The 11,111-nt window shown below is 61.0% G+C and carries 13 protein-coding genes; 9 read left to right on the top strand and 4 right to left on the bottom strand.

What is annotated here, in order from left to right:
• Positions 1-29: 29 nt before the first annotated feature.
• The 6 genes from AB3X39_RS05280 (at position 30) to erpA (ending at position 3,794) form a co-directional block, all read left to right on the top strand.
• Positions 30-1,295: an oxygenase MpaB family protein gene (locus AB3X39_RS05280; RefSeq protein ID WP_369416312.1), complete on the top strand. Its 1,266-nt coding sequence runs from the start codon at positions 30-32 to the stop codon at positions 1,293-1,295.
• A 154-nt stretch (positions 1,296-1,449) separates the two neighbouring features.
• On the top strand, positions 1,450-1,878 hold the full coding sequence (rplM, locus tag AB3X39_RS05275; RefSeq protein ID WP_009453601.1) for a 50S ribosomal protein L13: 429 nt from the start codon (positions 1,450-1,452) through the stop codon (positions 1,876-1,878).
• A gap of 9 nt (positions 1,879-1,887) precedes the next feature.
• Positions 1,888-2,280 (top strand): 30S ribosomal protein S9, encoded by a 393-nt coding sequence (rpsI, locus tag AB3X39_RS05270; protein WP_009453602.1) that lies wholly within the window; start codon positions 1,888-1,890, stop codon positions 2,278-2,280.
• Positions 2,281-2,447: 167 nt separating this feature from the next.
• Entirely contained in the window at positions 2,448-2,891 is a 444-nt protein-coding gene (locus AB3X39_RS05265; protein WP_369416311.1) for a hypothetical protein, read from the top strand.
• 92 nt (positions 2,892-2,983) lie between these two features.
• Positions 2,984-3,367 carry a bactofilin family protein gene (locus tag AB3X39_RS05260; RefSeq protein WP_369416310.1) on the top strand — a complete coding sequence of 128 codons (384 nt, stop codon included), beginning with the start codon at positions 2,984-2,986 and terminating at the stop codon, positions 3,365-3,367.
• Between the two features lie 61 nt (positions 3,368-3,428).
• Positions 3,429-3,794, top strand: a complete 366-nt coding sequence (gene erpA, locus AB3X39_RS05255; protein ID WP_369416309.1) for an iron-sulfur cluster insertion protein ErpA — start codon at positions 3,429-3,431, stop codon at positions 3,792-3,794.
• Between the two features lies 1 nt (position 3,795).
• Here the strand turns inward: erpA and AB3X39_RS05250 are convergent, their stop codons facing one another.
• Positions 3,796-4,929 carry an anhydro-N-acetylmuramic acid kinase gene (locus AB3X39_RS05250; RefSeq protein ID WP_369416308.1) on the bottom strand — a complete coding sequence of 378 codons (1,134 nt, stop codon included), beginning with the start codon at positions 4,927-4,929 and terminating at the stop codon, positions 3,796-3,798.
• A complete protein-coding gene (locus AB3X39_RS05245; RefSeq protein ID WP_369416307.1) occupies positions 4,926-6,302 on the bottom strand; it encodes a M23 family metallopeptidase in 1,377 nt (458 codons plus the stop codon). Before AB3X39_RS05245 ends, AB3X39_RS05250 begins: the two co-directional genes overlap by 4 nt.
• A gap of 192 nt (positions 6,303-6,494) precedes the next feature.
• On the opposite strand from AB3X39_RS05245, the gene tyrS reads away from it, so the two are divergent.
• Both tyrS and AB3X39_RS05235 read left to right on the top strand, forming a co-directional pair.
• Entirely contained in the window at positions 6,495-7,760 is a 1,266-nt protein-coding gene (tyrS, locus tag AB3X39_RS05240) for a tyrosine--tRNA ligase (protein WP_369416306.1), read from the top strand.
• 17 nt (positions 7,761-7,777) lie between these two features.
• On the top strand, positions 7,778-8,692 hold the full coding sequence (locus tag AB3X39_RS05235) for a cation diffusion facilitator family transporter (protein WP_369416305.1): 915 nt from the start codon (positions 7,778-7,780) through the stop codon (positions 8,690-8,692).
• Here the strand turns inward: AB3X39_RS05235 and AB3X39_RS05230 are convergent.
• Complete coding sequence (locus tag AB3X39_RS05230; RefSeq protein ID WP_369416304.1) at positions 8,577-9,635, bottom strand: NAD-dependent epimerase/dehydratase family protein; 1,059 nt, start codon at positions 9,633-9,635, stop codon at positions 8,577-8,579. The two genes, AB3X39_RS05235 and AB3X39_RS05230, sit on opposite strands and share 116 nt — an antisense overlap.
• Positions 9,636-9,663: 28 nt before the next feature.
• Between AB3X39_RS05230 and AB3X39_RS05225 the strand changes: the two genes are divergently transcribed.
• Positions 9,664-10,704 carry a CDP-6-deoxy-delta-3,4-glucoseen reductase gene (locus tag AB3X39_RS05225; RefSeq protein WP_369416303.1) on the top strand — a complete coding sequence of 347 codons (1,041 nt, stop codon included), beginning with the start codon at positions 9,664-9,666 and terminating at the stop codon, positions 10,702-10,704.
• Positions 10,705-10,762: 58 nt separating this feature from the next.
• Here AB3X39_RS05225 and rpsT read toward each other — a convergent pair whose 3' ends face one another.
• The gene (gene rpsT, locus AB3X39_RS05220) at positions 10,763-11,068 is read right to left on the bottom strand and encodes a 30S ribosomal protein S20 (RefSeq protein WP_369416302.1); all 306 of its coding nucleotides are present in this window, start codon (positions 11,066-11,068) and stop codon (positions 10,763-10,765) included.
• Between the last annotated feature and the right edge of the window lie 43 nt (positions 11,069-11,111).

The following is an 11,111-nucleotide window of genomic DNA, read 5'->3' as shown; positions in this document are numbered from 1 at the left end:
GGCCGCTTCTTTTCTTAAGGAGCGGAGAAGTGAGCACAGCCCAGCAGCGTTGGACCCAAGAATTTCTCGATCAGGCACGACAGGACGCCGACTCGGCTGCCGATCAGGTGGCGGCTGATGTCTATGCCCATGACGCCGTCCATGGGGTCAACCGTCTGCTGATGAATGCGGTCTGCCCGGCGGCCACGCTGCCAGTAGAGCTACAGGGCATCGTTCATCGCTTCCTCACCGAAACCGCCGTGCTGCCGTCGTGGGCAGATGAAGCCCTGATCGAGCGCTGCGAGGGATTCTTCTCGGAGCACGGTCTGCTGTCCTCGGCCATCCTGTGCTGCGCCAGCCTGCCCGAGTGCTATCTCGACGCCTATGACGCCCCGGTGTTGGCCTCGACCACGCAGCTGGTCAAGCACGTCAATCGCCGCGTTTTGCAGACCGCCCACATGGTGGTCAGCACGATGCAGCCCGGGGGCATGCGCCCGAACGGCCCCGGCCTGATCGCAGCGCAGCGCGTGCGCTTGATGCACGCTGCCGTGCGCCACCTACTGACCCAGCAGGCAGCCAAGGCCAAGGCGGAAGGCACTTCGGCGTACTGGGACGGCGCCCACGGCAAGCCGATCAATCAGGAGTCGATGGCCTTCGTGATCCTGACTTTCTCCTACGTCGGCATCCGCGCCATCGAAACGCTCGGCCTGATTGATCTGGATGACCCGGAGGATCACGCCTTGGAGATGCGTGAGGCCTACGTCCACACTTGGAGCGTGATCGGCCATGTGATGGGTGTGCGCGAAGATCTGCTGGCTCGTTCTTATGACGAGGCCCAGTTTTTGTTCGAAACCATCAAGCGCCGCCGCAAGGGCGCTTCGGCTGCCAGCCAGGAGATGGCTCACGCGCTGATGCAGTGGATGGAAGATGTGCTCCCTTTCCCGCTTAAGTCCTTGCCTCGCGAGTTGACTGTTCAGCTCATCGGTGAAGAAGACGCTGCGCTGCTTGGTATCGCGCTCGACGAGCCGCAACATGCCTCTCAGCATTTCTGGGAAAAGGCCTTCCATGTGGTGGCGGATATTGCCGACAAGCTTGATGAACACCCCTTCATCGGCAAGGCGGCCATGACGATGTTTCATTTCCTGACCGCGACGCTGTTTCGCCAGAACCAGCAATGGACCGATGGCGCTTTTGCCTTGCCGATAACGTTGCAAGAAGCTTGGGCACCGCCTACCGAGCGTCAACAGAATCTGGACAAAGCCGGTGGCAGCGAGATGTTCTTGGCGGCCATGGAGGCCGACTCGCCGGGGTTCTAAATCGCTTTGAGGCATAATCGAGGGCTTTTCCGAAACGGTTTCCCGGAAAGAAAGTCTCTTCTTTGGAAGGGGCCAGGGCCTGGGGCAAGAGGCTGCCTTTCAGAAGCAGCACCGAGCCCGACAGGATGGAAACCATGACTAACTCGATACAAGCATGAAAACCTTCAGCGCCAAACCGGCCGAAGTGCAGCACGAGTGGTTTGTGATTGACGCAGCCGACAAGGTTCTCGGACGAGTGGCCAGCGAAGTCGCTCTCCGTTTGCGTGGCAAGCACAAGCCCATCTATACGCCGCACGTCGATACCGGTGATTTCATCATCATCGTCAACGCCGACAAGATCCGCGTGACCGGCACCAAGTCCGAAGACAAGGTCTATTACCGTCATTCCGGTTATCCGGGCGGTATCTATGCGACCAAGTTCAAGGACATGCAGATCAAGCATCCGGGTCGCGCCATCGAAAAGGCTGTCAAGGGCATGCTGCCCAAGGGCCCGCTCGGCTACGCGATGATCAAGAAGCTGAAGGTTTATGCCGGTGCGACGCACCCGCACACCGCTCAGCAGCCCAAGACGCTTGTTCTCTAAGGAGCTGCCATGATCGGAGAATGGAATTACGGCACTGGCCGTCGCAAGTCGTCTGTCGCTCGTGTCTTCATCAAGAAGGGCACTGGCCAGATCACTGTCAACGGTAAGCCGGTCGAAGAGTATTTCGGCCGTCAAACCTCCATCATGATCGTCAAGCAGCCTTTGCTGTTGACCAATCATGCTGAAACGTTTGACATCAAGGTCAACGTCCACGGTGGTGGTGAATCCGGTCAAGCCGGTGCCGTTCGCCACGGTGTGACCCGCGCCCTGATCGAGTACGACGCCACGTTGAAGCCGGATCTGAGCCACGCTGGCTTCGTGACCCGCGACGCTCGTGAAGTCGAACGGAAGAAGGTCGGTCTGCACGGCGCTCGTCGTCGTAAGCAATTCAGCAAGCGCTGATGTCCTGAGTGCGAAGGTTTCGATCCCTTGTCTGAGGGGTCGGTGCCTGTCGCGCTTCGTGACAAGGTTCCAGACCCAAGGGCTGCCAATGGCAGCCCTTCGTGTATCGTCGCGGCAAATCGTGCGTTGCTTGCTTGGCAGCAGCGTCGAGCGTTCGAGGTTTGCTCATGCGTTGGAAAGTTTTTCGTCGTCGTCTTTCGGTCAATTCATCGCGTTTCTCGGTGCGGACCCACACGCCGTGGCCCATGCGTTGGGCGTTGTCTGCTTTGGTTCTTGGTTTCTCCGCCGCCTTGGCGCTGTGGGCGTTTGAAATCGGTAAGGAGCTTTCTGGGGTGGAGGTCGGAGCCCACGAGGAACTGGCCAAGTTGCGCGAAGAGATCCAGAAGGTGCGCAGTGAGCGAGATGCCGCTCAATCGGTGGCCAACACGGCCGACAGCCTGTTGAAGACGGAGAAAGCCACCCAAGACCGCTTGGCGGCCCAAGTCCATCTTTTGGAAGAGCAGAACTTGGCCTTGATCAAGGATGTCCGGTTTTACGAAAAACTGGTGCCCAGCAAACAACGTCCCGCCACAGCAGCCACGAGTTCGCATCTCCCTCGCAAAGCTCCTTGAGTCCCCTTGCTCGGGATTGGGCAGCGGTTCTGATCCTGCGTCGTACACTGCCTGTTTGGGGCCACGGTTCAGGTTTGTCAGGAGAATCCGACATGTTCGGGCAAAAAAAACAACCAGCGATACGAAGTTTGGTCGGTGAAGGTGCTCTTTTTGAGGGCACTTTGCGCTTCAGTGATGGGTTGCGCATCGATGGCGAAGTGCTTGGCGATGTCCTTGCTCTGGGGGGCAGCAACAACATGCTCTTTATCAGTGAGAAAGCCAAGGTCAACGGCACGGTCAAAGCGGGTCATGTCATCATCAACGGTGCAGTGAATGGCCCAGTCATCTCAACCAAGATGCTGGAATTGCAGTCGCGAGCCCATATCCAAGGCGATATTCGCTACGTTGCGCTGGAAATGCATCAAGGTGCGGTCATTGAAGGGGCGCTGAACAAGATGACCGAAGAAGAAAAAGCGGCGTTGATCGCGACCAATTGAGCACGCCCATTGACGCTGACCATCCACACATATCCATCCATCGTTACGCAGGAGATCTTTCATGAGTGAAGTTGCTGTCCCGGTCGCTACAGAAATGCCGGCTCCGCTGCTTTTTACCGATGCCGCAGCCGCCAAAGTGGCTGATTTGGTCGCCGAAGAGGGCAATCCCGATCTGAAGTTGCGCGTCTTTGTTCAAGGCGGCGGCTGTTCGGGTTTTCAATACGGTTTCACCTTCGACGAAATCGTCAATGAAGATGACACCGAAATGAAGAAAAATGGCGTTGCTTTGTTGATCGATGCCATGAGCTTGCAGTACTTGGTCGGGGCTGAAATCGACTACAAGGAAGACCTGCAAGGTGCGCAGTTTGTCATCAAGAACCCGAACGCCACCACCACCTGCGGGTGTGGTTCAAGCTTCTCAGTTTGATTCAGGCCGGATGGAGCGCGCCGAGGACTCTGAAACCTTTCGCGCCCGTCACTGAAGGGTGATTGCCGGGCTGGTGTTGGGTATGTGCCCAAGCCAGCCAAGCAAAGGCGGCGGCTTCGACATGGTCGGGCGCCAAGCCTTCCTCAGCGGTGCTCAGCACCTTGGCTTGCGGCAAAGCTGCTTGCAGGCGCTGCATCAGGTGCGTGTTGAAGGCACCCCCCCCACAGACCAAGACATCCTGAACGTCTGCCGCGTAGCGCAGCAGCTCGTTGGCGATGCTGCGGGCGGTCAGTTCAGTCAGGGTGGCTTGCACGTCTGTGGCTGAAATGGGTTCATCCCATGTATCGAGCTTATGCGCCAACCACGCGGCGTTGAAGAGATCACGCCCGGTGCTTTTGGGCGCAGGTAGCGCGAAGAACGTTTCTTGATGCAGGTGATCAAGCAAGGCTGGATCCACCCGACCTTGGGCGGCCCATGCGCCGTTGCGGTCAAAAGGCTGTTGGCGGTGGGTTTGACACCAGTGATCCAGCAAGGTGTTGCCTGGTCCGCAGTCAAACCCGATCAAGCTTTGGTGGGGACGGAGCAGGGTGATGTTGCTGATGCCGCCGATGTTGACCACGCCGCGTATGCGATCTCCTCGGCCGAACAAGGCTTGATGAAAAGGGGGCACCAAGGGGGCGCCTTGGCCGCCTGCGGCGAGGTCTCGACTGCGCAGGTCGGCGACCACATCGATGCCACTCAACTCGGCCAACAAGGCCCCTTGCAAGAGCTGCACGGTGTAGCCCGTGCCGTCGTGCATGCCGGGTTGATGGCGCACGGTTTGACCATGGGCGCCGATGGCGCGGATGTCTTGCGGTCCAAGCCCTGTTTGTTCAAGGAGTGCCGCGCATGTCTCGGCGTAGACCCGCGCCAAGGCATTGCCGGCCAAGGCGCCGCGATGCAGTTCGTTCATGCCCGGTGCTTGCAGCGCTTGCAGTGCGTCATAGAGCGTGGGCGAGAAAGGCCGGTGGGTGTGGGCGAGCAAGCCTTGCCACGTGCCGTCGGTGCCCACCTGACAAAGGACGCCATCGACCCCGTCCAGCGAGGTGCCGGACATCAAGCCGATGAAGTAAGGGGCGTGCGGTGTGGTGTTCATTCCATGCGAGCGATCGCGACTTGGGGGGCTTCTTCGGTCGTTTGGGTGGCGGCCAGTTGAGCCAAGGCGATTTTGGCCGCACTTTGGAAGGCTTTGCGTGAACTGTTGGCCAAGGTGGTCAGCGCGGGGGCTTGGCGGGCCACGTTGACCGGGTTGACCTGATGGCCGTCCACCTTGAATTCAAAGTGAAGGTGCGGTCCGGTGGCCCAGCCGGTTGCGCCCACCATGCCCAGTGACTGACCCCGCATCACGTTTTGACCCAGTTTGACGTTGCTGCGACTCAAGTGCGCGTAGACCGTTTCTTGGGTGTCGCTGTGGCGCAGGCGAATGACGTTGCCGTAGCCCTTTTGCCAGCCGGCAAAGATCACCTGACCGGCGCCCAAGGCCCGCACCGGGGTGCCCTTGGGGGCGGCGTAGTCGATGCCAAGATGGTTTTGCCAGTGATGGTGAATCGGGTGCATCCGTGCTGCGAAGCCGGAAGTGATGCGCGATGTGGGCAAGGGTTCTGCCAAGAACTGATGTTCTTTGCTCCGACCTTGGGCATCAAAGTAGTGGCCTCGGCCCGCTTGGGCAAACCAGAAGGCTTCGAAGCTGCGGCCTTGATGGACGCATTGGGCGGCGATCAGGTGATGCGGATCTTCGAGCCAAGGGACGGTTTCGGCATCCAGGCTCAAGGTTTCATAGATCACGGTGAAGTGATCTCCGGGGCGCAGCCCATGGCGAAAATCGATGTCGTTGGCGAACACATCGCTCACTTGGCGAGTGATCGATTCGGGCCATTGGGCCTGGTCGGCGGCGGTGAACAGATTCGATGCAACGTGGATGCTGCTGACATGGGTTTGGGTGTGCAGCGCTTGCAAGCTTTCTTCGACTTTGAACGTGCTGCCTTGGCGAGTGATGTGAATCTGGCTGGCGTGGCTGTTTTGGCGCTCTGCTTGGCTGGGGGGCCCAAGCACGACCATGTCGCTCAGGCTGGCTCCGGAAACACCGCCGCCGGAAGTGGTGACTTGAACCAACTTGCCGGCGGGCGCGCTCAGGATCTTGCGGGCGACGGGATGCTGGCGCAGAAAAAGGGCCGCTTGCGGGTCATCCACACCCAGGCGCTTGAGCAGCGTATCCATGGTGTCACCCACTTGGGTGTGGTGGCTGCGATGCAGGATCACGGGCTGATCCGCCAAGGCTTCGGCTTGATCATCAAGATCTTCCGGCGTTGCCAAGGCTTCGGTCAGGATGCGCACGGTGACGGGTGCGCTGTCGGTGACGGTGAGCGGTGCCACGCTGAACGCAGTGGCGCCGAAGCCGAGGAGCACGGCCAGCACGACGGTGATGGCTGTCGCGCGTTTGGCGGGGGTGTCGAGATGGTGTTTGGGCATGTTCAAGGGCCGTCCTTCGCGTTGCTGCCCCTGATCTGCCCGATGATCAGCGACAAAGCGATGGGCATCCTGAGCCGAAGCTCTAGAATCCGGGCCACCTTGGAAGCCGGCGCAGTATATCGGCTGTGACAAAAGTCACACTTCTGTTAACCCGTATCTCACCCGTATCCCGCCTGTGGCGGTTGTTGTTGCATGTCATCTCCGTCGTCTGAAACTTTTGGGGCTCCTGCGGGGGCGGTTGCTGTGGACGCTGTCTTGTCGGCGGGGGTGCGCGCAGCGCTGGAGGTCACCCGCCGGGGCTGCGACGAGCTGCTGCCCGAAGGCGACTGGATCCGTAAATTGCAGCGTTCTGAAGCCACCGGCGTGCCGCTGCGCATCAAACTTGGCCTCGACCCGACCGCGCCCGACATCCACCTCGGCCACACTGTGGTGCTCAACAAACTGCGGCAGTTGCAAGATCTCGGTCACACGGTCATCTTCCTGATCGGCGACTTCACCTCGATGATTGGTGACCCTTCCGGCCGCAACACCACGCGCCCACCGCTCACGCCTGAGCAGATCAAGCTCAATGCCGAGACCTACTACCGCCAAGCCAGCTTGGTGCTGGATCCCGATAAGACCGAGATTCGCTACAACAGCGAGTGGTGTGATCCGCTGGGCGCGCGCGGCATGATCCAACTGGCCAGCCGCTACACGGTGGCGCGGATGATGGAGCGCAATGATTTCCACGACCGCTTTCACGCTGGCACCTCGATCGCGGTGCACGAGTTTCTCTACCCGCTGATGCAGGGCTACGACTCGGTGGCCTTGAAGAGCGACTTGGAGCTCGGCGGCACCGACCAGAAGTTCAACCTGTTGATGGGGCGCCACTTGCAGGCCGAATACGGCCAAGAGCCGCAGTGCATCCTGACCATGCCGCTGCTGGTGGGTTTGGACGGCGTCGAGAAGATGTCGAAGTCGAAGAACAATTACATCGGCATCAGCGAGCCAGCCAATCAGATGTTCGCCAAGTTGCTCTCGATCAGCGACACCTTGATGTGGAGCTACTTCACCTTGCTGAGCTTCAGGAGCGAAGCCGAGATCGCCGGTTTGCGCGCTGAGGTCGAGGCCGGTCGCAATCCGAAGGATGCCAAGGTGCTGCTGGCCAAGGAGATCACCGCGCGTTTCCATGGCACGGCGGCGGCTGATACGGCCGAGCAAGACTTCAACAACCGCGCCAAGGGCGGCATCCCGGACGATGTGCCCGCAGTGAGCCTCACCGGCGCACCGCTGGGCATCGGCGCGCTGCTTAAGCAAGCCAACTTGGTGGCTTCTTCGAGCGAGGGCCTGCGCATGGTCGAGCAGGGCGGCGTGCGCATCGACGGTGCGGTGATCAGCGACAAGGGCCTGAAGGTGGACGCCGGCAGCTTTGTGGTGCAGGTCGGCAAGCGCAAGTTCGCGCGTGTCACGCTAGGCTGAGTCGGTAAAGGGCGCCCATGCAAGTCAGCGCCTATTTGAAACTTTCGATCGCCGTGGCGATCGCCACCATCGCCTTGAAAACCGGCGCTTGGTGGCTGACAGGTTCGGTCGGGTTGCTGTCGGACGCGATGGAGTCGCTGGTCAATTTGGCCGGGGCGATGTTTGCCTTGGTCATGGTGACCTTGGCGGCGCAGCCGCCCGACAAAGAACACCCTTACGGCCATTTCAAGGCGGAGTATTTCTCCAGCGGCTTTGAGGGCGTGCTGATCTTTGTGGCCTCGCTTGGCATCATCTGGGCGGCCATCGAGCGCATTCTCACGCCCCAGCCCATGGAAGCCATCGGCTGGGGTATGGCCTTGTCAGCGATCAGCACGGCGCTCAACGGCGGCTTGGCGTGGGCGATGATGCGCAAGGCCAAAGAGCATCGCTCGATGGCGCTCGAAGCCGATGCACGTCACCTGATGACCGATGTGTGGACCTCGGTCGGCGTGGTGGGCGGACTCTTTGCCGTGCAGCTCAGCGGTTGGTGGTGGTTGGACCCACTGATCGCCATCGGCGTGGCGCTGAATATCCTGCGCGAAGGCACCTCGTTGATCGCCCGCTCGGCCTCCGGTTTGATGGACGAGGCGGTCGAATCCGAGGTGCGTGAGCAGATCGACGCGGTGCTCGACACCTTTCGCGATCTGCCGATTCGTTTCGATCACTTGGTCACCCGCCGGGCAGGGCACCGCTGTTATGTCGATCTGCACATGCATATGCCCTCAGTTTGGACCTTGGGCCAAGCGGCGGCGGTGCGCAGTTCGGTCGAACACGCCCTTATGAACGCGGTGCCAGGGCTGCGGGCAACGATCCAGTTGCTGCCGCTGGATGTGGAGGCGCATCTGGACGAGCCGTTGGCGCCGCTGTCACCGGCCTCGCCAGCCCGGCCTTGATGTCTGGATAACGCAGCACCAGCCGCAATTCGCGCTCAAGCCGGGTGGCGTCGAGCCGGCGTGATTCGCTCATGAAACTCAACGTTATCGGCCCGAGCTGTTGGGCCGCGTCCACCCGACTCAGGCGCGGCGGGCGTGGCAGGTGGCTGAGATCGGCCACAAGGTCGAAATAGTCGCCCATGCGCAGCTCGCTTTGGTCGCAGACGTGGATCACCCGCTGCGGCTTGGCACGCCACAGCGCGGCGATGCAGGCCCGAGCGAGATCATCGGCGTGGATGTGATTGGTGTAGACGTCGTCCTCAGGGCGCAGCACGGGCGCGCTGCGGCGCACGCGTTCACGCGGGTCACCGCCTTCGCGGTCCAAGGCATAGATGCCGGGGATGCGCAGCAAGGCGGTTTGCAACGGCGCCCCACGGTGCTTGCCGCGCTGACGCAGTTGGCGCTCAGCGTCCACCCGTCGCGCTGCGCGGGCTGTGGCCGGGGCCACAGGGCGGGTTTCATCAAAACGTGCGCCGCCCGCATCGCCGTAAACCCCGGTGGTGCTGGCATAGATCAGGCGTTCAACCGACGCACCCAAGGCGTTCAGCAAGTGGCGCGTGCGTGGGTCTTGGGTGGCATGGTTGGGCGTTGACGGCTGCGTGGGTGGCGGGGCCAGATGCATCACCCACGCAGCTAGGCCCCGCAGGCGCTTCAAGCTGCGGGGTTGATCCAAGTTACCGGCGATGGGTAGGAGCCCGTGTTGGCGCAGCAAGGCAAAGCGCTCGGGGCTGGAGCTGAGCGCCCGCAGCCGCAGGCGTCCCCCCAAGGCTTGGGCCACACGCAGACCCACATCCCCGCAGCCGACGATCAAGAGCCGGGGTTGACGAAAGGCTCGGGGCTTGTTGCACGCCGGGGTGCGGCCGGCGAGGGATGAAAAAGACGAAGGCACAATCGCGGTCCTCATGGTTTGGATGTGAACGAAGGATAGCGACATGACCTGTAGCGTGACGGTGCAACCGTCGGGCCGCCATTTTGAGGCTCAGCCTGATGAAACCCTGCTGGCAGCGGCGATTCGCCAAGGCGTTGGACTGCCTTATGGTTGCAAGGATGGTGCTTGTGGTTCCTGCAAATGCCAGCTGATCAGCGGCACGGTGGTGCATGGCGCTCATCAAGCCAAGGCGCTCACGCCTGAGGAAGAAGCGGCCGGCAAGATTTTGAGCTGCCGGGCGGTGCCGCAGACCGATTGCGTGCTTGATGCGCCCCAAGTGACGGCGGTGGATCAGTTTCCGGTGCTAAAAATGCCGGCCCGGGTCATCAGCATCAGCAAGCTGACCCGCGATGTCGCCGTGGTGCAACTGCAACTGCCGGCGAATCAGACCTTTCGGTACCAAGCGGGGCAGTACGTGGATGTGCTGTTGCGCGACGGCGCGCGGCGCAGCTACTCGATGGCCAGCGCTCCGCGTGACGGGCAGATCAGCATCGAGTTGCACATCCGCCATTTGCCGGGTGGAAAGTTCACCGATCACGTGTTTGGGGCGATGAAGGAGAAGGAAATCCTCCGCCTAGAAGGCCCCTTTGGCAGCTTTGGTGTGCAAGCGGGTGAGGCGCCGATCATCTTGCTGGCTTCGGGCACGGGGTTTGCGCCGATCAAGGCGATCCTTGAAGTCCTGCAAGCTGAAGCGGCCACCCGACCCGTGAGTCTGTATTGGGGCTGTCGCACCAAGGCGGATTTGTATGCTGAGGATTGGATCAAGCAGGCTTTGACGACGCTGCCGCAGCTGCGTTATGTGCCCGTGCTTTCCGAGCCGCGCGCTGAAGAAGCTTGGGCGGGCCGCACGGGGCTGGTTCATGAGGCGGTGATGCAGGATCACCCCAACCTTGCCCAGCATCAGGTCTATGCCTGCGGTGTGCCGGTGATGGTTGACGCGGCGCAGCGCGATTTTGTGGCGCAGTGCGCGTTGCCTGCCGAGGCGTTCTTTGCGGATGCGTTTACATCAGAAGCGGACAAAGCGGCCGTGAACGCTGCCGAGTGATGTCGCCATGAAGAAAGGCCCGCTAGGCGGGCCTTTCGTTCCATCCGGAGCAGCTGATTTAGGCGGCGGCGGGAGCAGCCAGGGCCTTGACCTTGGCTGCCAGGCGGCTCTTCAAGCGAGAGGCCTTGTTCTTGTGAAAGATGCCTTTGTCGGCGATCGAATCGATCACGCCTTGGGCAGACTTGAAGGTGTCACCGGCCTTGGCCTTGTCGCCAGTCGCCACAGCCTTCAGCACGCTCTTGATGGCGGTGCGGAACTTGGAGCGGAGCGAAGAATTCTGGGCGTTCAGCTTGACGTCCTGACGTGCGCGCTTGCGACCTGAGGCAAGGCGGACCGTCTTCTTTTTGGCTTTTGCGGTTGCCATGGTTATGCAGTGTCCGGATGATGGAAAGTCTGGGATTGTAGCA

The organism is Leptothrix ochracea (genome assembly GCF_041083635.1).
Taxonomy (GTDB): domain Bacteria; phylum Pseudomonadota; class Gammaproteobacteria; order Burkholderiales; family Burkholderiaceae_C; genus Sphaerotilus; species Sphaerotilus ochraceus.
Note: the sequence above shows the minus strand (reverse complement) of the source record. Positions and strands in the feature narration are given on the sequence as shown.

Bases quoted from the DNA above. Each gene is read 5' to 3' on its own strand.
- tyrS (WP_369416306.1), top strand. From the start codon at position 6,495: ATGTCATCTCCGTCGTCTGAAACTTTTGGGGCTCCTGCGGGGGCGGTT.
- AB3X39_RS05230 (WP_369416304.1), bottom strand. From the start codon at position 9,635: ATGAGGACCGCGATTGTGCCTTCGTCTTTTTCATCCCTCGCCGGCCGC.
- rpsI (WP_009453602.1), top strand. From the start codon at position 1,888: ATGATCGGAGAATGGAATTACGGCACTGGCCGTCGCAAGTCGTCTGTC.
- AB3X39_RS05260 (WP_369416310.1), top strand. From the start codon at position 2,984: ATGTTCGGGCAAAAAAAACAACCAGCGATACGAAGTTTGGTCGGTGAA.
- AB3X39_RS05265 (WP_369416311.1), top strand. From the start codon at position 2,448: ATGCGTTGGAAAGTTTTTCGTCGTCGTCTTTCGGTCAATTCATCGCGT.
- rpsT (WP_369416302.1), bottom strand. From the start codon at position 11,068: ATGGCAACCGCAAAAGCCAAAAAGAAGACGGTCCGCCTTGCCTCAGGT.
- AB3X39_RS05250 (WP_369416308.1), bottom strand. From the start codon at position 4,929: ATGAACACCACACCGCACGCCCCTTACTTCATCGGCTTGATGTCCGGC.
- rplM (WP_009453601.1), top strand. From the start codon at position 1,450: ATGAAAACCTTCAGCGCCAAACCGGCCGAAGTGCAGCACGAGTGGTTT.
- AB3X39_RS05225 (WP_369416303.1), top strand. From the start codon at position 9,664: ATGACCTGTAGCGTGACGGTGCAACCGTCGGGCCGCCATTTTGAGGCT.
- AB3X39_RS05235 (WP_369416305.1), top strand. From the start codon at position 7,778: ATGCAAGTCAGCGCCTATTTGAAACTTTCGATCGCCGTGGCGATCGCC.
- erpA (WP_369416309.1), top strand. From the start codon at position 3,429: ATGAGTGAAGTTGCTGTCCCGGTCGCTACAGAAATGCCGGCTCCGCTG.
- AB3X39_RS05245 (WP_369416307.1), bottom strand. From the start codon at position 6,302: ATGCCCAAACACCATCTCGACACCCCCGCCAAACGCGCGACAGCCATC.